General features: G+C 54.1%; 23 protein-coding genes and 1 pseudogene. 7 read left to right on the top strand and 17 right to left on the bottom strand.

The window, feature by feature from the left end; all coding sequences use genetic code 11:
* Positions 1-110: 110 nt before the first annotated feature.
* From H3L92_RS12210 to H3L92_RS12145, 14 genes are all read right to left on the bottom strand, one after another.
* Positions 111-506: a GFA family protein gene (locus H3L92_RS12210; RefSeq protein WP_085365822.1), complete on the bottom strand. Its 396-nt coding sequence runs from the start codon at positions 504-506 to the stop codon at positions 111-113.
* Positions 507-582: 76 nt separating this feature from the next.
* Positions 583-933 carry a DUF1801 domain-containing protein gene (locus H3L92_RS12205; RefSeq protein WP_085365821.1) on the bottom strand — a complete coding sequence of 117 codons (351 nt, stop codon included), beginning with the start codon at positions 931-933 and terminating at the stop codon, positions 583-585.
* Between the two features lie 59 nt (positions 934-992).
* Positions 993-1,433 carry a VOC family protein gene (locus tag H3L92_RS12200; RefSeq protein WP_085365820.1) on the bottom strand — a complete coding sequence of 147 codons (441 nt, stop codon included), beginning with the start codon at positions 1,431-1,433 and terminating at the stop codon, positions 993-995.
* A 106-nt stretch (positions 1,434-1,539) separates the two neighbouring features.
* The gene (nuoE, locus tag H3L92_RS12195; RefSeq protein WP_085365819.1) at positions 1,540-2,013 is read right to left on the bottom strand and encodes an NADH-quinone oxidoreductase subunit NuoE; all 474 of its coding nucleotides are present in this window, start codon (positions 2,011-2,013) and stop codon (positions 1,540-1,542) included.
* Positions 2,013-3,269: an NADH dehydrogenase (quinone) subunit D gene (gene nuoD, locus H3L92_RS12190; protein ID WP_085365818.1), complete on the bottom strand. Its 1,257-nt coding sequence runs from the start codon at positions 3,267-3,269 to the stop codon at positions 2,013-2,015. Before nuoD ends, nuoE begins: the two co-directional genes overlap by 1 nt.
* Positions 3,262-3,852 (bottom strand): NADH-quinone oxidoreductase subunit C, encoded by a 591-nt coding sequence (locus H3L92_RS12185; RefSeq protein ID WP_085365817.1) that lies wholly within the window; start codon positions 3,850-3,852, stop codon positions 3,262-3,264. Before H3L92_RS12185 ends, nuoD begins: the two co-directional genes overlap by 8 nt.
* Positions 3,853-3,861: 9 nt before the next feature.
* On the bottom strand, positions 3,862-4,341 hold the full coding sequence (locus tag H3L92_RS12180) for a NuoB/complex I 20 kDa subunit family protein (RefSeq protein ID WP_085365816.1): 480 nt from the start codon (positions 4,339-4,341) through the stop codon (positions 3,862-3,864).
* Positions 4,332-4,700: an NADH-quinone oxidoreductase subunit A gene (ndhC, locus tag H3L92_RS12175; RefSeq protein ID WP_085365815.1), complete on the bottom strand. Its 369-nt coding sequence runs from the start codon at positions 4,698-4,700 to the stop codon at positions 4,332-4,334. The genes H3L92_RS12180 and ndhC overlap by 10 nt, the downstream gene beginning before the upstream one ends.
* 389 nt (positions 4,701-5,089) lie before the next feature.
* A protein-coding gene (locus tag H3L92_RS12170) for an IS630 family transposase (protein ID WP_115336254.1) occupies positions 5,090-5,943 on the bottom strand; the annotation gives its coding sequence in 2 pieces (ribosomal slippage) (positions 5,090-5,628 and positions 5,628-5,943; 855 coding nt in all).
* 284 nt (positions 5,944-6,227) lie between these two features.
* Positions 6,228-8,069 carry an ABC transporter ATP-binding protein gene (locus H3L92_RS12165; protein WP_085367177.1) on the bottom strand — a complete coding sequence of 614 codons (1,842 nt, stop codon included), beginning with the start codon at positions 8,067-8,069 and terminating at the stop codon, positions 6,228-6,230.
* Between the two features lie 95 nt (positions 8,070-8,164).
* Complete coding sequence (ruvA, locus tag H3L92_RS12160; RefSeq protein ID WP_085367178.1) at positions 8,165-8,749, bottom strand: Holliday junction branch migration protein RuvA; 585 nt, start codon at positions 8,747-8,749, stop codon at positions 8,165-8,167.
* Between the two features lie 117 nt (positions 8,750-8,866).
* Positions 8,867-9,583: a septal ring lytic transglycosylase RlpA family protein gene (locus H3L92_RS12155; protein WP_085367179.1), complete on the bottom strand. Its 717-nt coding sequence runs from the start codon at positions 9,581-9,583 to the stop codon at positions 8,867-8,869.
* Positions 9,584-9,686: 103 nt separating this feature from the next.
* Positions 9,687-10,151 carry a tRNA (uridine(34)/cytosine(34)/5-carboxymethylaminomethyluridine(34)-2'-O)-methyltransferase TrmL gene (gene trmL / locus H3L92_RS12150; protein ID WP_085367182.1) on the bottom strand — a complete coding sequence of 155 codons (465 nt, stop codon included), beginning with the start codon at positions 10,149-10,151 and terminating at the stop codon, positions 9,687-9,689.
* A gap of 64 nt (positions 10,152-10,215) precedes the next feature.
* Positions 10,216-10,929, bottom strand: a complete 714-nt coding sequence (locus H3L92_RS12145) for a ComFC family protein (protein ID WP_085367180.1) — start codon at positions 10,927-10,929, stop codon at positions 10,216-10,218.
* On the opposite strand from H3L92_RS12145, the gene bioH reads away from it, so the two are divergent.
* The 3 genes from bioH to H3L92_RS12135 all read left to right on the top strand — a co-directional run bounded on the left by bioH (position 10,928) and on the right by H3L92_RS12135 (position 12,509).
* Entirely contained in the window at positions 10,928-11,671 is a 744-nt protein-coding gene (gene bioH / locus H3L92_RS12140; protein WP_085367181.1) for a pimeloyl-ACP methyl ester esterase BioH, read from the top strand. The genes H3L92_RS12145 and bioH overlap by 2 nt on opposite strands.
* A gap of 235 nt (positions 11,672-11,906) precedes the next feature.
* Entirely contained in the window at positions 11,907-12,101 is a 195-nt protein-coding gene (locus H3L92_RS13730) for a transposase-like zinc-binding domain-containing protein (RefSeq protein WP_425451623.1), read from the top strand.
* A 252-nt stretch (positions 12,102-12,353) separates the two neighbouring features.
* Positions 12,354-12,509 carry a hypothetical protein gene (locus H3L92_RS12135; protein WP_158088185.1) on the top strand — a complete coding sequence of 52 codons (156 nt, stop codon included), beginning with the start codon at positions 12,354-12,356 and terminating at the stop codon, positions 12,507-12,509.
* Positions 12,510-12,625: 116 nt separating this feature from the next.
* Here H3L92_RS12135 and H3L92_RS12130 read toward each other — a convergent pair.
* The 3 genes and pseudogenes from H3L92_RS12130 to H3L92_RS12120 all read right to left on the bottom strand — a co-directional run bounded on the left by H3L92_RS12130 (position 12,626) and on the right by H3L92_RS12120 (position 15,381).
* Positions 12,626-13,455: pseudogene (locus tag H3L92_RS12130) on the bottom strand (integrase core domain-containing protein).
* 248 nt (positions 13,456-13,703) lie between these two features.
* Positions 13,704-13,925: a hypothetical protein gene (locus H3L92_RS13725; protein ID WP_211276404.1), complete on the bottom strand. Its 222-nt coding sequence runs from the start codon at positions 13,923-13,925 to the stop codon at positions 13,704-13,706.
* 445 nt (positions 13,926-14,370) lie between these two features.
* Positions 14,371-15,381, bottom strand: coding sequence for a thiamine ABC transporter substrate-binding protein (locus tag H3L92_RS12120; protein ID WP_085365494.1), 1,011 nt, complete (start codon positions 15,379-15,381; stop codon positions 14,371-14,373).
* Positions 15,382-15,432: 51 nt separating this feature from the next.
* On the opposite strand from H3L92_RS12120, the gene H3L92_RS12115 reads away from it, so the two are divergent.
* The 4 genes from H3L92_RS12115 to glmS all read left to right on the top strand — a co-directional run bounded on the left by H3L92_RS12115 (position 15,433) and on the right by glmS (position 19,994).
* Positions 15,433-16,113: a pyrimidine 5'-nucleotidase gene (locus H3L92_RS12115; protein WP_115336252.1), complete on the top strand. Its 681-nt coding sequence runs from the start codon at positions 15,433-15,435 to the stop codon at positions 16,111-16,113.
* Between the two features lie 56 nt (positions 16,114-16,169).
* A complete protein-coding gene (locus H3L92_RS12110; RefSeq protein WP_085365493.1) occupies positions 16,170-16,469 on the top strand; it encodes a spore cortex protein in 300 nt (99 codons plus the stop codon).
* A 121-nt stretch (positions 16,470-16,590) separates the two neighbouring features.
* Positions 16,591-17,961 (top strand): bifunctional UDP-N-acetylglucosamine diphosphorylase/glucosamine-1-phosphate N-acetyltransferase GlmU, encoded by a 1,371-nt coding sequence (gene glmU / locus H3L92_RS12105; protein WP_085365492.1) that lies wholly within the window; start codon positions 16,591-16,593, stop codon positions 17,959-17,961.
* A gap of 194 nt (positions 17,962-18,155) precedes the next feature.
* On the top strand, positions 18,156-19,994 hold the full coding sequence (gene glmS, locus H3L92_RS12100) for a glutamine--fructose-6-phosphate transaminase (isomerizing) (protein ID WP_085365491.1): 1,839 nt from the start codon (positions 18,156-18,158) through the stop codon (positions 19,992-19,994).
* The last annotated feature ends 21 nt before the right edge of the window (positions 19,995-20,015 follow it).

The following is a 20,015-nucleotide window of genomic DNA, read 5'->3' as shown; positions in this document are numbered from 1 at the left end:
GTTGTTTTCAGACAGGTCTTACTGTTTTTTGTTGGGTTATTTTAAGTAGGCTGGATTGTTAAACCCAACATTTCAGACGGCCTGCATTTGTGTTGGGTTTTCAACCCTACCTACTCTTGCCCACCTACCATCGCCAAAAATTCGCTTTCGGTCAGCTTGGGCGTATCGTTGGCCAACTCGTAATACGATGCCTTGCAATCGATAAAAATTTGGCTTTCCAACTCGAAACCGGCATTGTCGGCAAACAATCCGGCGTTGATGTAATAATCGTCGCCCACCTGCACAAACAGATGCGTGCCGCATTGTGTGCAGAAACAGCGCTCCGCCCATTCGGACGAGCGATAACGGCCGATGTGTCCGCCGCCGCTGACTTCAGGCGTTTTGGCCGTTAGGGTAAAGCCCGCACCGCCGCCCCAAGTGCGGCATTTGCCGCAATGGCAGGCATGCAGTTTGCGCTCGGCTTCGACTTTCAGCGATACGGCACCGCACAGGCATTTTGCTTCCATTGCTGCTTCCTTTCTTTATTTTCAGACGGCCTAGATTTGTGTTGGGTTTTCAACCCAACCTACTCTTGCTGGCATTTTATTCTGCTGCTTTTTGCGCCAATCGTAAGTAATCCGTCAAATGCTTATTTTCTACGTCTTCAAGCGTATGTAATTTCAAATGGCGACGGCCTTTGCCTTTTCCTTCTAATAAACCGTGTGGGTCTACTATCTCGGCGCCATGACTAAATTCCACAGATACATGTTGCTTATAAACAAAAATGCCGCAAAACGGTTCAGGTGCGGCAAACAGAATACCGCCATATTTCACTTCTTCGTCTACTGTACCTGCCAGTTGCAATATTCTCGTGCGCACACTATTGGCAATTTCATACAAGGAGGGATTACCAATTTGCCAGTCATCCAGCAGATTTTTTACTTTTTGGTTCATGGTCACTCCTTGGCATACTGTTTAAATGCTTCTCGGCTATGCCTTCCATCAATGATGTTTCAACCGGCCATATATTCGGCACACACCATCCACGGCGTGCCGAAGCGATCCACCGCCATGCCAAAACCCTTGGCCCAAAAAGTTTCGGCAAAGGGCATTTGCACCTGACCGCCTGCGGCCAGCGCGTTGAAGATGCGCTCGCCTTCGGCCGTGCTGTCCACATTGATGCAAATATGAAAGCCTTGCGCGGGCTTGAAACCCTCGCCATCGCAAAAGACGGGCAGGGTGTCGGAAGCAAACAGCAGCGGCTGGCCGTTGACGACGAGGGTGCCGTGCATCACTTTGGCCTTGTCGGCTTCCGACAGCGGCGGTGCACCTTCTGTGGGCGGCATTTGAGCGAAGGTCATGGTGTTCGCTTGCCCGCCCAGAAGCTGGGCGTAAAAGGCCATCGCCTCGTCGCAATTGCCGTTGAAGCTGAGGTAGGGAGTGTAGGTGGTCATGATGTTTCTCCTGAGTTTCGTAGGTCGGGCATTTATGCCTGACAAAATATTCTGAACTGTTATCGTCGGACATACATGCCCGACCTACGCGTTTTTCAGACGGCCTTTATCTCAATTCCGCCAGTTTCGCTTCAATCGCCTCTTCGGTCATAAAGCTGCACATTTTATGGTTGTTCACCAGCATGACCGGCGCGTCGCCGCAGGCGCCCATGCACTCGCCTTCCACCAGCGTATAGAGGCCGTCTGAAGTGGTTTCGCCGAAGCCGATGCCGAGTTTCTGTTTCAGATAATCGGCCGCGCTTACGCCGCCGCGCAGGGCGCACGGCAGGTTGGTGCAGACGGTGAGTTTGTATTTGCCCACCGGATGCAGGTCGTACATATTGTAGAAAGTGGCGACTTCATAGGCGGCGGCAGGCGCGATGCCCACATAATCGGCCACATATTCGATGGTTTCGGCGCCCAGCCAGCCTTTTTCGGTTTGGGCGATACGCAATGCGCCCATAATGGCGGAACGGCGCTGGTCGGCGGGGTATTTGGCCAGCTCGACGTCAATCAGTTTTAAAGATTCTGCGGATAACATTAGCGGTCTACCTCCCCGAATACGATGTCTTGCGTGCCGATGATGGCCACCACGTCGGCGAGCATGTGGCCGCGCGCCATTTCGTCCATGCCTTGCAGGTGGGCGAAGCCGGGGGCGCGGATTTTCAGGCGGTAGGGTTTGTTGGCGCCGTCTGAAATCATATAGATGCCGAACTCGCCTTTGGGGTGTTCGACGGCGGTGTAGGTTTCGCCTTCGGGCACGTGCATGCCTTCGGTAAACAGTTTGAAATGGTGGATCAGGTCTTCCATGCCCATTTTCATTTCGGTGCGTTTGGGCGGGGCGACTTTGTGGTTGTCGACAATCACGGGGCCGGGGTTGGCTTTGAGCCATTGCACGCATTGTTTGATGATACGGTTGGATTCGCGCATTTCGTTGATGCGGCACAGGTAGCGGTCGTAGCAGTCGCCGTTCACGCCGACGGGGATATCGAAATCTACGTTGGCATAAGCGTCATAAGGGGCTTTTTTGCGGATATCCCACTCCACACCGGAACCGCGCAGCATCACGCCGGTAAAGCCTTTTTGCAGGGCGCGCTCGGGGGAAACCACGCCGATGCCGACGGTACGCTGTTTCCAGATGCGGTTATCGGTGAGCAGGCTTTCGTATTCGTCCACGCAGCCGGGGAAGCGTTCGGTAAAGGCTTCGATGAAGTCGAGCATGGTGCCTTCGCGCGATTCGTTCAGTTTTTTCAGCACTTTGGCGTTGCGGAATTTGCTCGATTCGTATTTGGGCATAAAGTCGGGCAAATCGCGGTACACGCCGCCGGGGCGGAAATAGGCCGCGTGCATACGGGCGCCGGATACGGCTTCGTATAAATCCATCAGCTCTTCGCGCTCACGGAAGGCATACAGGAACACGGTCATCGCACCGATATCAAGCGCGTGCGAACCGATACCCATCAGGTGGTTCAGAATGCGGGTTACTTCGGCAAACATCACGCGGATATATTGGGCGCGGATAGGCACTTCAATGCCGGTTAGTTTTTCTACCGCCAGACAATAAGCCTGCTCGTTCACCATCATGGAAACGTAGTCCAAACGGTCCATATAAGGCAGGGTTTGTAGATAAGTGCGGGTTTCGGCCAGTTTTTCGGTGCCGCGGTGCAAGAGGCCGATATGCGGATCGGCGCGGACGATGGTTTCGCCGTCCAATTCCAGAATCATACGCAATACGCCGTGGGCGGCAGGGTGCTGCGGGCCGAAGTTGATGGTGTAGTTTCTTAATTTGTTAGCCACCGTAGTTCTCCTCGCGGACGATGCGCGGGGTGATTTCGCGCGGCTCGATGGTTACGGGTTGGTAGATGACGCGTTTTTCGGCTTCGTCGTAACGCATTTCGACATAGCCGGAAATCGGGAAATCTTTGCGGAAAGGATGGCCGACAAAGCCGTAATCGGTGAGAATGCGGCGCAGGTCAGGGTGGTTATTGAACAGGATGCCGTAGAGATCGAAGGCTTCGCGCTCGTACCAATCGGCGCTGTTGTAGATTTCAGTTAAGGAATCCACCACAGGGAAATCGTCGTCCTGACACCATACGCGCACACGGATGCGCTGGTTGTTTTTCACGGAAACCAGTTGGCTCACCACGGCAAAGCGCTTGCCTTCCCACGGTTCGTTTTTATAGGTGCTGTAATCCACGCCGCACAAATCAACCAACGATTCGAAATGCAAATCGGCATGATCACGCAGGGTGGTCATGATTTCCAGATAGTTTTCAGGCAGGCATTCGACGGTGATTTCGCCCAATGCGGAAATCACTTTGCTTGCTTTGCCGCCCAACACGCGGGCAACGGTTTCATGCAGGGTTTTCACATCAGCCATCACGCCCTCCTAATCCCGTGCAATCGTTGAAGTGCGTTTGATTTTCTGCTGAAGCTGAATCAAACCGTAAATCAGGGCTTCGGCGGTGGGCGGGCAGCCGGGAACATAAACGTCTACCGGCACGATGCGGTCGCAACCGCGCACCACCGAATAAGAATAATGGTAGTAGCCGCCGCCGTTGGCGCAAGAACCCATCGAAAGCACCCAGCGCGGCTCGGCCATCTGGTCGTACACTCGGCGCAGCGCGGGCGCCATTTTGTTGCACAGCGTGCCGGCCACAATCATCAGGTCCGACTGGCGCGGCGACGGGCGGAAAATAATACCGAAGCGGTCCAAGTCGTAGCGGGCGGCACCGGCCTGCATCATTTCAACCGCGCAGCAGGCCAAACCGAACGTTACCGGCCACAACGAGCCGGTACGCATATAGTTGAGCACAGTGTCTGCGCTGGTGGTTACGAAACCTTTTTTCAAAACGCCATCTATTCCCATTCCAGCGCACCTTTTTTCCATTCGTAGATAAAGCCTACCGTGAGCACCACGATAAACACGAACATCGACCAGAAAGCATATTGCCCGTGCGCGGCGGTCAGGTCTTTGAACACCACCGCCCACGGGATCATAAACGCCACTTCCAAATCAAACAGAATAAACAAAATCGCCACCAGATAATAACGCACGTCGAACTTCATGCGCGCGTTTTCAAAGGCTTCGAAGCCGCACTCGAACGGCGCGTCTTTCTCGGCATAGTGGCGCTTGGGGCCGAGCAGATTGCCCAACGCCAAGAATACGATGCCTGCTATCAGGCCGACAAGAATGAACACCAATACGGGGAAGTAGTTTGCCAACATGAGCTACACCTGGTTTCGTTAACATAAAATACCGGTAAATATCCGATAATTGTATCCAATTTAAGACACGTTTTAAAGTTAGCCTGCTAAAAAAATGCTAGAAAAAACCAATAATTTCAATCATTTTTAGATAACGATTCTCATTAATTCATATTTCTGCAAAAACATTGTTTTGTAGATATAGATAATTAATGAATTTTCTCTCAGCAATTTATTATTTATATCTAAATATTACATTGGGCTACATTGTCTGCCGCAGCGGTTTTCAGACGGCCGGAAATCTTTGCAAAAAAACCAATTAAACCCTGAAAAGGTTTGCATCTCGTCATTTCCGCGTAGGCGGGATAGCGCAGCGGACTGGCGAAGCTAATAACGACGGTTGAATATAGTCAATTAAAATAAGAACTACGTAGCAGTGCAGTCATAAAATCTCCCACGGCAGGTAAAACTTTCCGCAAATGCTTTTTAATATTCGCCCATACCTTTTCAATCGGATTAAGCTCGGGTGAATAAGGAGCAAGGGGCAATACTTTATGTCCCTGCTTCTGCGCCATTTCAGTCAAAACCGCCATACGGTGGAAACGGGCATTGTCCATAATGATGACGGATTTCTCCGTCAGTTCGGGCAGCAGCATTTGCTCAAACCATGCTTCGAACAGGCTGCCGTCCATGGTGCCGCAATAGGTCATGGGGGCAATCAGGCTGCCTTTACCTTGGATTTGTGCCGCAACCAATGAAATACGTTGGTATTTTCTGCCGCTGATTTGTGCTTTGACGGGTACGCCTTTTTTCGAGTAAGCGTAAGGGCGGTAAAAAAAGGTGTCGAACCCTGTTTCATCAAGAAAAACTGCTTGATAGTCAGTATATTGGCTCAATGCTTGTTGATAAGCGGCTACTTGTTCGGTTTTTTGTTCTTTGTATGTGGTGGTCTTTTTTTTCGTGTGATGCCCATGACTTTGAGCAGGTAGCTGACATTTGGGGCGCTGCACCCTAAATGTTCTGCGATTTCGTGCAGGTAGGCATCAGGATGCTGTTCGAGATAGTCTGAAAGCTGTTGCCTGTCTATTTTTGTGGCATTACCACCTTTGACTTGATGCGCCAGTGAACCTGTTTGTTCATAGAGTCGCAGCCAACTGCTCAGCGTTTTGTCGCTGATACCATATACACGGCAGACTTGGCTTGCATTTTGGCATTGCCGGTAATATTCGATTGCTTTTTGTCGGAGTTCTATCGGGTAGGCCATTTTTTTCTGCTGGTAAGGGGGAGTAAAGTTCGGAATTCTTATTTTAATTCACTATATTTCAGACAGCCTGAGACCTTTGCAAAATTCATTTAGGCCGTCTGAAACATCAGATTATCGTCATTCCCGCGTAGGCGGGAATCCAGTCGCTTTTTATAAGTTATTGAAATAAAATATTTGATTGCTTGAAGGCTGGATTCCCGCCTACGCGGGAATGACGGAATTTAAGCATTTCAGACGGCCTCAAGGTAGTTTTGCAAAGGTCATAGCCTGCTTGTGCCGCGCCGTCAGGCTTCGCTGTTTAAAAAGCCGCCACTCTGGTGCGCCCACAGTTTGGCATACAGGCCGTTTTTCTCCAGCAATTCGGCATGGCTGCCCTCTTCAACGATGCGTCCTTTGTCGAGCACAATCAGCCTGTCCATCGCGGCGATGGTGGAGAGGCGGTGGGCGATGGCAATCACGGTTTTGTCAGCCATCATTTTATCGAGGCTTTCCTGAATGGCGGCTTCCACTTCGGAATCCAGCGCGCTGGTGGCCTCGTCGAGCAGCAGAATCGGCGCATCTTTCAGCATCACGCGGGCGATGGCGATGCGCTGGCGCTGGCCGCCTGAAAGTTTCACGCCGCGCTCGCCCACATGGGCATCGTAGCCGCGACGGCCTTTGGCATCATATAAATCGGGAATAAACCCTGCGGCTTCGGCGCGTTCGGCGGCGTTCATCATGTCTTCTTCGGTGGCGTCGGGGCGGCCGTAAACGATGTTGTCGCGTACCGAGCGGTGCAACAGGCTGGTGTCTTGCGTAACCAGGCCGATTTGGGCGCGCAGGCTTTCTTGGGTAACGTCGTTGATGTTTTGGCCGTCGATCAGGATTTTGCCGCTCTGCGGTTCGTAAAAGCGCAACAGCAGGTTGACGATGGTGGATTTGCCCGCGCCGCTGCGGCCGATTAAGCCGACTTTTTCGCCGGGTTTGATGTGCAGGTTGAAGCCGTTGAGCAGCGGTTTGCCGGTTTCGTAGGAAAAATCGATGTGCTCGAAGCGGATGTCGCCCGCCGCCACTTTCAGCGGCAGCGCCTGCGGTTTATCGACGATGGTGTGCGGCTTCGACAGCGTGACCATGCCGTCGTTGACCGTGCCGATGTTTTCAAACAGGCGCGCCGATTCCCACATGATGTATTGCGACAGGCCGTTCACGCGCAATGCCATGGCAGTGGCGGTGGCCACCGCACCCACGCCCACCTGGCCGTTGTGCCACAGCCAAATCCCTAGGGCGGCGGTGGAAACGGTAAGCGAGGTATTCACGAAAAAGCTGCATGTTTGCAGCAAGGTCGCCAGCCGCATCTGCGCGTGCACGGTTACCATAAATTCCTGCATCGACTGCTTGGCATAGCGGGCTTCGCGCGCGCCGTGGGAAAACAGTTTGACGGTGGTGATGTTGGAATAGGCATCGGTGATGCGGCCGGTCATCAGGCTGCGGGCATCGGCCTGCCGCTGGGCGGTTTTGCCGAGCTTGGGAATCAGCAGCGCCATCACCGCGCCGAAACCGACAATCCAACCGACAAACGGCAGCAGCAGCCAGGAATCCAGCGCCACCAGTATCACACCCGAGGTGATGAAATACACCGCCACATACACCACCATATCGGCGATGGTCATCACAACGTCGCGTACCGCCAGCGCGGTCTGCATCACTTTGGCCGATACGCGGCCGGCGAATTCGTCTTGATAAAACCCCAGGCTCTGCCCCAGCATCAGGCGGTGGAAATTCCAGCGCAGGCGCATGGGGAACACGCCTTGCAGGGTTTGCAGGCGCAAATTCGAGGCGGCAAACTGCCACAACACCGCAAACAGCATCATCGCCAGCATGGCGGCCAGCGCCCAGCCTTTTTCGGCCAGCAGCGTTGCGGGCGTGTAATGCCCCAACCAATCGACGATTTTGCCCATAAACTGGAACACCAGCGCTTCCATAATGCCGATGCCGGCGGTAAACACGGCCAGCGCCAAAATCCAGCCGCGTGTGCCGTCGAGGTTGCTCCAGATAAAGCGGAACAACCCTTTTTCGGGCGTTTTCGGGGCATCGTCGGGATACGGCTCGATGCGCGATTCAAACCAGTTGAAAATTCGGTTGATCATATCGGTTTACTCTGATTTTCGGCTGCAAGGCGTTTCAGACGGCCTCATTTATTGCAAAACCGTTGCAAAATGCTTGCAGGCCGTCTGAAACGTTTTTATTTCAACAAATTCTTCAAGGCCAAGCGCACACCCTCGCCTACGTCGGTGCCGGCGGGAATGCCTTTTACCGCCGCTTTGGCTTCGCGTTCGTTATAGCCCAGCGCCAGCAGCGTGCTGACAACGTCGTCAGTTTCGCCGGCAGCAGCGGCAGGCGCAAACAAGCCGGCGGCGGTGTTTTCCGGCACCAGCTTGCCGCGCAGCTCCAACACCATGCGCTCGGCGGTTTTTTTGCCGATGCCCGGGACGGACGACAGGCGTTTCACGTCTTCCTGCGCCACCGCCTGCGCCAATTCGTCGGCGCTCATGGCCGATAAAATGCCCAGCGCGGTTTTGGCGCCGATGCCGCTCACTTTCACCAGCTGGCGGAAGGTGGCACGCTCGGCGGCGGTGGCAAAGCCGAACAACAGGTGCGCGTCTTCGCGCACCACCAGCTGTGTGTAAAGCTGCACGGTTTCACCCGGCGGCGGCAGCAGGTAGAAGGTTTGCATCGACACGTCCACCTCATACCCCACGCCGTTCACATCAATCACGATCTGCGGCGGGGCTTTTTCGACCAACTTACCGCTGAGCCTGCTAATCATGGCATTCTTTCGTTATTTTTCAGACGGCCTGCATTATAACCCTTCATCACCTTTCCCGCCCAAAACAAAACGGCCTGCACTCAGGCAGGCCGTCTGAAACAAACCGAGCGGTTTTGATCAAATGGCGGTCAGCACACGGCCTTTTACCGTATCGGCGTGTTCCTGACGCTGGAACGGCCCCATTCTCACCACATAATTGCCGTCTTGCTTCACCACCGACACTTTTTGGTCGATATCGGACGACTTCAAATGATTGCCCGTGCGTTTCAGATATTGCTGCGCCTCGGCCTTGGTGTCGAAACTTTTCAGGTTCACATAAATATTGCGGGCTTCGTTTTGAGCCTGGCTCTCGGCAGACTCGCTGCCCGGCACGATTTGCTCGACGCGCACTTTGGCCGTGCCTTTATTGATAAAGCCGAGCTTGGCAGCGGCGGCTTTCGACACATCCATCACGCGGCTGCCGTGGAAGGGGCCGCGGTCGTTGATGCGCACCACCACGCTTTTGCCGTTAGACAAATTGGTTACGCGGGCATAGCTGGGAATCGGCAGGGTTTTGTGGGCGGCGGTCATCGCGTGCATATTGTAGCGCTCGCCGCTGGCGGTTTTGCGGCCGTGGAATTGGCTGCCATACCATGAGGCGCTGCCGGTTTGGCTGAACGATGAAACTTTTTTCAAAGGGTTGTAGCGCTTGCCGGCCACCTTGTAGCTCAGGTTGGCCGAAGGGCTGAGTTTTTCGGCTTTCACTACGGCGTCGGCCTGGGCGGGCGCAGTGGCAAAGGCCAGCGCAAGGGCCGCGAAGGCGGCGGTAAAGAAATTTCGTTTGGCTTGTGTCAAAACAGGTTCCAGTTCTTGAGTGAATAAAAATACTTTTCAGACGGCCGGAACCATTTCATCGATATAAACTCACACAAACAAACAATTTATATTGATGGAACGGTTAAACACCGCCTGCATAACCGTTTTGCCGCCATGCTTCGAACAGCATCACGGCAACGGTGTTGGAAAGGTTCATGCTTCTGCTGCCGGGCAGCATGGGCAGGCGCAGTTTCTGCTCCGCCGGCAGGCTTGCCAAAATTTCCGCAGGCAGGCCGCGGGTTTCGGGGCCGAACAGAAACACATCTCCTTCCTGAAACGCCGCCTCGTCGGGGCGGGTGCTGCCTTTGGTGGTGAGCGCGAAAATGCGCCGGCCCGCCAAGGCTTTCAGGCAGTCTGCAAAGTTTTCATGCACGGCCAGTTTGGCAAATTCGTGGTAATCCAGCCCTGCCCGCTTCATTTTGCTCGAATCCAGCGGGAAACCGAGCGGTTTCACCAAGTGCAGGTCGGCTCCGGTGTTGGCGCAAAGGCGGATGATGTTGCCCGTGTTGGGGGGAATTTCGGGCTGGTATAAAACTACGGTAAACATATGGATTGTTTGCCTCAAGTTGCGCACTATGCCGCAAGCGGCGGCGCGCGTCAAAAAAATTTCGTTATTTTTTCAATTGGGTATGCGCAAGCGCCCAGCAAAAAACCGCTGAAGCGCCCGCCTGTTTTAGCGTTCGCGCCAATTCTTCAAACGTCGCCCCAGTGGTAGTAACGTCGTCAACCAATAATATCTTACGATTCTTAACATGTTGATTATTTAATACAAAAGCATTCTTTACGTTTTTGCGCCGTTCGTGCTGTTTCAGCGTGCTTTGCGGCGCATGATGCCGTCTGAAAACAGCCGTGTGCGGCAGCACGGGTAAACCGTAGCGTTTTCCCACCGCCTCGGCCAGGCCGTCGCTTTGGTTGAAGCCGCGAAACAGCCGCCGCGGCTTGCTCAGGGGCATGGCCAGCACGCAATCTGCCTGCGCGTTTTCCAGCCACGGCGGCGGGTGGTTCAGCATCACGGCGCTCAACGGCCGCAGCATGCTTCTGTCGGCACGGTGTTTGAAAGCATACAGCATATTGCTCACCGGCGCTTCGTAATATGCCGAAGCCCACAACCGCTCGAACGGCGGCGGTTTTTGCTGGCAACGGCCGCATATCGTGCCGCCCGCGCTGATTTCACCGCAACACGGGCAAACACGGTCGGCATCGGTATGCAAAACCGACAAATCGGCTGCACAGCCTGCACACAGGCCGTCTGAAACCGCAGGGCCGTGGCATAATAGGCAATCTTTTTTGCCCCGGCGTTTCCGCCACCACGAAAGCACATTCATGACGCATTCCCCGAAAAACGTTTATCTGATACACGGCTGGGCGGCCAACCGCCATATTTTCGACGATTTAACCCCGCGCCTGCCTGCAAACTGGCATATCCGCGCCCTCAACCTGCCCGGCCACGGCGATGCGCCGTTTAACGGCGGTTTCGACGTGGCCGCCGCAGCCGACGCTTTCGCCGGACAAATCAGCGAACCCGCCTATTTGGTCGGCTGGTCGCTCGGCGGGCTGGTGGCGCTTTATCTCGCACACCGCCACCCTGAAAAAGTGCGCGCACTGTGCCTGACCGCCAGCTTCGCCCGCTTTCAGGCCGCGCCCGACTACCCCGAAGGTTTGAGCAACCCCGCGCTGGCGAAAATGATTGTTTTGTTTGAGCAAGATTATCACAGATATATGAAACAGTTTCTCCAGTTGCAATTTTTGTATGCAAAAGACCAACACCCGGTTTTAGAAAAAGTGCTGCCCGACATCGTGAAACACGGCGCGCCCGCCGCCATGCAGGCCGCGCTCGATGCCGTTGCCGGCGCCGACGCCCGCGCCTTCCTGCCGCACATCCATGCCCCCGCCCTGCTGATTTTCGGTGCCAAAGATTCCATCACCCCGCCCCGTATGGGCGAATACCTGCACCGCCATCTGCCGCAAAGCGAGCTGCATATTATAGAAAAAGCCGCCCACGCGCCGTTTCTCACACAGGCCGGCGAATTTGCTCGGCTGTTGGCGGATTTCGTCGAAACGCATTAAAAAATGTTGGAAAAGATCCGTTTGTTTACATTTTATGCTAAACGGCTTTTATTTTTGCTGAAATGATTATTTTGTGTTTTTTTTAAGCATTCTTGAGAACTACGCAACTTAACCGTACCTTTCGGTATTCTTGACAACCCTTTAAAAATCGAACCAATGGGTTTTCATGCAAAAAAACGAAAAGTGTAAACTAAACAACGCTAGACAGTGTAGTCGGGTGCAAGGGGCAAAATGAGTGCTAAAAATCCTTGAAAGCCTTATCCTGAAAGGATTTCAAGGATTCAAAAGTTTTGAATACAAAACATGTCCTTTTTGTATCTCCCAAAACACCAAACGTAACGTCACCAGAAACGGCAGGCAGCGTTATCAATGCAAAATTTGTCTGAAGCGCTTTGATGGCGGCCACCGCCTCAATCCTGACGAATTATAGCGGCTCTACACCGACGGCAAACAGACCTCGCAACAACTGCCGAACACTTCCGTTGCTGCCGCAAAACCATCAGCCTCTATCTGAAAAAGCTGCCTCATAGTTCTGTATGACAGCATTAGTAACCAAGCCTTATCGGTAGACGAAGTCAAATATGAAACTAACGTGCTATATCTCGAAGCAGTTCGCAGAATAAATAGAACAGGCATAACAATACAAAGTATTACCCATGACGGCAGACAGGGTTTGATACAGATGCTTCCCAACATACCGATACAGTTTCAACTGAAAACCATCAACCACTATCAGACCCGCAAACCGAAAACAGCCGCCGCACAAGATTTGAAAGTAGTCGCATTGATGCTGAAAAGCAGTAACCACAAACAATTTCAACACGCACTAAGGTGCTAGTTTGAGCAGCATAAAAACTTCCTAAACGAGCGTATCGCCAACCCTGAAACGGGTAAATCTCATTACACGCATAAGCGGCTAAGAAGTACGTTTAACAGTCTGAAACGGAATATGGATTATCTGTAGGAAATGGTCGGGTTGTTTACACAACAGGTTGGGAATGAAGCCTGTAAAACCTCAAAAGGGGGGTCGCCTTTCAGGCTCTTGTGGGGCTTGACGGTGTTATAAAAGTTAACAAAACGACATAACTCTTTTTGCCGGTGCGCCGAATCCTTAAACGGATGCTTGTCATGCCACATTTCCATTAAGGTACGGATAACCCGCTCGGCTTTACCATTGGTTTGCGGCCGGGCAACACGGGTGAATTTTTGGCTTATGTTGTTTTGCACACAGGCAATGCCAAACGGGTGCTCCGCATTGCCACGATTTCCACACCGTTGTCGGAATAGGCGCATTCGATGGTATAGGGACAACAATCTATCACATCGCGCAAAAGAAATTTGGCTGCGCTGGCTGCTGTACGGTCCGGCAATATTGCAGCATACAGCTCGCGGGAAAAATCATCAATGGCAACAAACAGATAATCCCGAGGGTCGGTTGCTTTTTGGTTTTGTAGCAAAGGCAGCCGTTTGGTATCGAAATGAACCATTTCGCCGGGATAGGATTGGTTGTAACGCTTTGCCTGTTTTTTGAGTTTCTCTTCGATTTCCCGCTCAACTTTAGCCAGGCGTTTCATGCCGTATTTGGCTTGTTTAAAGCGGTTGTTGGTGCTTTTTTGCGGGGTGAGCAGCCGCAACCGGGCTGCTTTGAGTATGCGGTAAATCGTTACTCTGCTGACACGGTATTGTTGTGCCAACGAAGTTACACTGATTTTGTCTTGTGTATAAGCGCGCCAAATGGCCTGGCGGTTATGCGGGGTTAGCCGGGTATTTTTATGGATGTTCATGCAGTATTGTCTTTCAAATACTGTAAACAACGCTAGCTTTTCCTACAGACACTGTTCACTTTTGAGCGGTTGGCCGAGCTAAATACCCCCAAATCAGCAATTTGCTCGAAGGTCGCTTTAGTGATATGACGCAGAAATTACGGTGCCGTCAAGGCATGAGTAAAGATAATAAGGTTTAGGTTTATTAAAGATTATTTTTCTGTTCGGTAGCCTGAATAGCACCCCCAAACGCCCCCTTACGACTGTAGTCACAATATTTTCAACCGCATCGCAATAATCCGGATTTCTATTGCCGTCACAAATGAAGCCAATCTCTTCGTATAATGCGTGGCAATGCTCCACCAACGTTTAAGATCCAAAAAGCGGTTTTCTGCCAAATGGCGGTAACGGTACAGATAGCGGTCAAAAGGCAGTTGCTCCTTACGGTTAGCCTTTGGCGGGATAAGGGTGCCCCCCAGAGCAGCTGCCAAGTTCCCGATCGCATTAGTATCTCATAGGCCTTATCGGCCAACAGCTTGTCAGCTCCGTATCGGCAAAAGGATAAGCATCAATTTCGCCCAAATGCTTTTGTTGCACCAACGGATGGAGTGGCGATGGATATTGCTTCAGCCGACGTAATCGGGAGGCAGGTTACGCCAGTGCGCAGTATTCAGAAAACGGCATTGATGAATCGCCTGTTATCTACTACCTGACCGGCCCCGGCTTCCTTTGTGCCCGGGTAAGTGGTTTTCAATCAATAAGACGGCCATGATGGTCGGTGAGGTTATGGTGAGCAGGTTATTTCATGGGGCTCGTTTAGGGTGATGAGGACAGGATAGTCTCATGTTTTGCGGATTGTAACTACACTATGCTAAGAATATCTAAGGCCGTCTGAAAGTTTTTTCAGACAGTCTTGTTATCAAATATCTACCCGTTTTATTTCAACACCACTTTCATCCAGCGGCTAACCCATTGTTTCTGCTTTTCCGCCATTTGCTTGGCGCTTGGTGCATCATGCTTGGGCGGGGTTTGGGCAAACTCAAACACTTTCGGCAGCGGCGTGCCTTTCACCGCCGGATAAACCCACATTTCGATCGGCAGGGCTTGCTGCACGTCGGCGCTTTGCAGGTAAGACACCAGCTTCATTGCCAGCGCGGGCTGTTTCGCACCTTTGAGTACCGCCGCGCCTTCCACTTGGCGGAACACGCCGCCTTTGAGAAACAAGTTGCCGGTGGGCGGCTCGGTGTATTTGCCTTTGCCGTAATGCACTTCGGCGGCGGGGCTGGTGGCGTAGCTCACAATCAGCGGGCGAGAGCCGCCGTTTTGGGTGAAATCGGTGTTGTAGGCGTCGCTCCAGCTTTTCGCCACTTTCACGCCGTTGCGGCGCATTTCGCCCCACCATTTAAAGGCGGCCTCTTCGCCCAACCCGCCGATGTTGGCCATTAAAAACGACAAACCGGGGCTGGACGTGCCGGGGTTGGGCGTAACCAGCAGGTTTTTATAGGCAGGCTTGGCCAAATCTTGCAGCGACTGCGGCAACGGCAGCTTGTTTTGCTCAAACCATTTTTTATCGTAGTTCAGCACCACATAGCCGTAATCTACCGCCAGCGCGCCGGGCAGCGAGGCGTTTACCGGCGCCGAAGCAGGCTGTTTGTCGGCCAGTATGCCGTTTTGCACGGCTTTGGCGATGTTGGCGTTGTCCAACCCGTACACCGCGTCGGCAATCGGCTTGGCGCGGCTCAAAATCAGCTTGTTGAGCATTTCGTTGCCGCTGCCCGCCTTGATAACGGACACTTTGGCATTGTTTTCCTGCTCGAATTTGGCGATGGTTTCCTTGGGCAGGCTGAACGAGCCGTGCACCGCCAGCCGCACTTCGGTTTGCGCGAAAGCCTGCGCGCCCAAAAGCCAAATACCCAAAGCCGTTAAGATCTGCCGTTGTCTGTTCATTCTGCAATATCCGTATAATGTAGTATGTGCCTGTAAAATATTTTAAATACTATGAATTGTCAAACCGTTTGGTTGTTCGATCTCGACAACACCCTGCATCACGCCGATGCAGGCATTTTTACCTTAATTAACCGCCACATGACTGCCTACCTCGCCGAGCGGCTGAACCTCGGCGAAAAAGCCGCCTCCGATTTGCGGCAGGATTATTGGCACCGCTACGGCGCCACGCTGGCAGGGCTGCGGCTGCACCACCCCGAAGTGTGTGTAAACGAGTTTTTACAACGCAGCCATCCGTTAAACGAAATCCTGCCCGCGCTGGTGCCGGTGGCGGGGGCGGCAGAAACTTTAGGCCGTCTGAACGGTCAAAAAGCAATATTCTCCAACGCGCCTTCGTTTTATGTGCGCGCGCTGGCCGAAGCCATGGCCATCGCGCCCTATTTCGACGCCTTGTTCGGCACCGACGATTTCGGTTTGCTCTACAAACCCCACCCGCAGTCTTATTTAACCGTTTGCGGCAAACTCGGCGCCGACCCCAAGCACTGTATTATGGTGGACGACAGCGCCGACAACCTGCAAGCCGCCAAAAACCTGGGCATGAAAACCGTTTGGTTCGGCACCGACGCCTACCCCCTGCCTTTTGTGGACTGCGCCGCCCCCGATATGGCCGCGCTGCGGCAATGGGCAGCGGCGGCAACGGTGAATCCTGCCACTATGAATGAGGCAACAATTTGATTAAAATAGCATCCGTCTTACCCGCCCGATGCTTTCAAAAATTTTAAGGATAAATCATGCGCTATATCGCTCTTTTGGCCGCCCTCGCCGCACTGGCGGGCTGCTCTTGGGAAACCTACCAAAACGCCGAAGGCCGCACCGCGCTGCGCCAGAAATACGAACCCGGCACCCCCGTGGTGTATCAGGACGGCACTTATTCGCGCAATATGCGCTACAACCAGTTCCGCCCCGAGCAGCGTGCCGTTACTTCGGGCAACGGCGGGCACGATGTGCGCGGCACCCACTGGCAGAAACCCGGCAGCGGGCAGCCCGAAGCCGAGCCGGTAAACGGTGCAACACCCGATACGGCGCAATAAATAAACGCCCGCCCGTTCCCCACCCCACGGCAGGCCGTCTGAAACCGCAAACGCAAACGCGGGTTTCAGACGGCCTGCATGAATACATTCAAACCAACATTATGAAAGACAAGGCCGTATCATGAGCCAATCACCTCTTCACGTTGTTATCCTCGCCGCGGGCAAAGGCACGCGCATGTATTCCAAACTGCCCAAAGTGCTGCACGAAATCGGCGGCGAACCGATGATGGCGCGCGTTATCGACACCGCCCGCAGCCTCAACCCCGCAGGCATTCATGTGGTTATCGGCCACGGCAAAGAAATGGTGCGCGAAAGAGTAAAGCGCGACGTGAACTGGGTGGAGCAAACCGAACAGCTCGGCACCGGCCACGCCGTGAAAATGGCCTTGCCGCACCTGCCCCCGGAAGGCCGCACGCTGGTGCTCTACGGCGACGTGCCGCTCACCGACACCGCCACGCTTGAAGCCCTGCTCGAAGCCGCGGGCAGCGAAGTCGGCCTGCTTACCGATGTGCTCGACAACCCCGCAGGCTACGGCCGCATCATCCGCGAAGGCGGCAAAGTGGTGGCGATTGTCGAAGAAAAAGATGCCAACCCCGAACAAAAAGCCGTGAAAGAAACCAACACCGGCATTTTGGTGCTGCCCAACGCCAAGCTCGAAAGCTGGCTGAACAGCCTCTCCAGCAACAACGCGCAGGGCGAATATTATTTAACCGACCTGATTGCGCTGGCCAACGCCGACGGCATCGCCGTGCGCCCCGTGCAGGTGGCCGCCTCTTATCTGGCCGCCGGCGTCAACAACAAAGTGCAGCTCGCAGAGCTGGAACGCATTTTCCAAACCAATCAGGCGCAAGCGCTGCTCACCGCCGGCGTAACCCTGCGCGATCCCGCCCGCTTCGATTTGAGAGGCCGTCTGAAACACGGCCAAGATGTGGTGATTGATGTGAACGTGGTGCTCGAAGGCGAAGTGGAGCTGGGCGACAACGTGGAAATCGGCGCCAACTGTGTGATTAAAAACGCCAAAATCGGCGCCGGAACCAAAATCGCCCCGTTTTCCAGCCTGGAAAACTGCGAAATCGGCACCGCCGCCGCCATCGGCCCCTATGCCCGCCTGCGCCCCGGCGCGAAACTGGCCGACGAAGTACACATCGGCAACTTCGTTGAGGTGAAAAACACCGTGATGGGCAAAGGCAGCAAAGCCAACCACCTCACTTATCTGGGCGATGCCGAAATCGGCAGCCAAACCAATATCGGCGCCGGCACCATCACCGCCAACTACGACGGCGTGAACAAACACAAAACCGTAATCGGCGACGACGTGCGCATCGGCTCGAACGTGGTGCTGGTCGCCCCCGTGTCGCTGGGCAACAAAGTAACCATCGGCGGCGGCAGCACCATCACCAAAAACTGCGAAGACAACACCCTCGTACTCGCCCGCGCCCGCCAAACCATCATCGAAGGCTGGATACGGCCCGAGAAAGAAAGCAAGAAATAAACCGCATTGTTTGCTGCCGTTTTCAGACGGCCTGTCGGGCAATCCAACAATACAGGCCGTCTGAAAAATCAGAAGAGTAAGAAACAAATCATACAAACCTACGGCTTATATCTAAAAAACAGTAACCTTTCTCCCCATGCCGTCTGAAAGTCAGCGGTATGGATTTTTCACCAACCTGATACTAAGGAACTTTTATGTGCGGTATCGTAGGCGCCATCCGCGCCAACCACAACGTTGTGGATTTTTTAACAGACGGCCTCAAACGCTTGGAATACCGGGGCTATGATTCATCAGGCATCGCCGTGTTCGACGGCGAAAAAATCAAGCGCGTGCGCCGTGTCGGCCGCGTGCAGTTGATGGAAGACGCGGCCAAAGAAAAAGGTCTGTTCGGCCACATCGGCATCGGCCACACCCGCTGGGCCACCCACGGCGGCGTAACCGAACCCAACGCCCACCCGCATATTTCGGGCGGCCTGATTGCCGTGGTGCACAACGGCATCATCGAAAACTTTGAAGACGAGCGCACCCGCCTGCAAGGCTTGGGCTACGAATTCGAATCGCAAACCGACACCGAAGTGATCGCCCACAGCGTCAAACACGAATATAGCCTAAACGGCGGCAACCTGTTTGAAGCCGTTAAGTCGGCCACCAAAAATTTCCACGGCGCCTACGCCATCGCCGTGATTGCGCAAGACAACCCCGACGAAATGGTGGTTGCCCGCATGGGCTGCCCGCTGCTGATTGCGCTGGGCGACAACGAAACCTTTATCGCCTCCGACGTTTCCGCCGTAATTGCCTTCACCCGCAACATCGCCTACCTTGAAGACGGCGACATCGCCGTGTTGCGCGCCGGCGGCATCGAAAAACTGATCGACAAAACCGGCAACCCCGCCCAGCGCAAAGTGAAAGTATCCGAACTTTCACTCGCCTCGCTCGAACTCGGCCCCTACAGCCACTTCATGCAGAAAGAAATCCACGAGCAGCCCCGCGCCATCGCCGACACCGCCGAAGTGTTTCTCGACGGCGGCTTCGAGCCGGAAAACTTCGGCAAAAACGCCCGCGAAGTGTTCAACGATATCGACAGCATCAAAATCCTCGCCTGCGGCACATCTTATTATTCCGCCCTCACCAGCAAATACTGGCTGGAGAGCATCGCCAAAGTGCCGACCGACGTGGAAATCGCCAGCGAATACCGCTACCGCGACGTGATCGCCAACCCCAAACAGCTGATTATCACCATTTCCCAGTCCGGCGAAACGCTCGACACCATGGAAGCGCTGAAATACGCCCAATCGCTCGGCCACAAACACAGCCTTTCCATCTGCAACGTGATGGAATCCGCCCTGCCGCGCGAAAGCGAACTAGTGCTCTACACCCGCGCCGGCGCCGAAATCGGCGTGGCCTCCACCAAAGCCTTCACCACCCAGCTGGTCGTATTGTTCGGCCTGGCCGTTACCCTCGGCAAAATGCGCGGTTTGGTGAGCAGCGGGCAGGCCCGCGCCTATCTCGAAGAATTGCGCCAGCTGCCCGGCAGCATCCAACACGTGATGAACCTCGAGCCGCAAATCGCCGCTTGGGCGCAAAAGTTCGCCAAGAAAACCAGCGCATTGTTCTTAGGCCGCGGCATCCACTACCCGATTGCCCTCGAAGGCGCGCTGAAGCTGAAAGAAATCACCTACATCCACGCCGAAGCCTACCCCGCGGGCGAGCTGAAACACGGCCCGCTGGCGCTGGTGGACGAAAATATGCCCGTGGTGGTGATCGCCCCCAACGACAGCCTGTTGGATAAAGTGAAAGCCAATATGCAGGAAGTGGGCGCGCGCGGCGGCGAGCTGTTTGTGTTTACCGACCTCGACAGCCACTTCAACGAAGGCGAAGGCGTACACGTTATCCGCACCCCGCGCCATGTAGGCGTGTTGTCGCCCATCGTGCACACCATTCCCGTGCAGTTATTGTCGTACCACGCCGCCCTCGCGCGCGGCACCGATGTCGACAAACCGCGCAATCTGGCCAAATCGGTAACGGTGGAATAACGCCTGTTTGGTGGTTTGATA

The organism is Neisseria dentiae (assembly GCF_014055005.1).
Classification (GTDB): domain Bacteria; phylum Pseudomonadota; class Gammaproteobacteria; order Burkholderiales; family Neisseriaceae; genus Neisseria; species Neisseria dentiae.
This window is presented reverse-complemented; position numbering and strand designations above follow the sequence as displayed.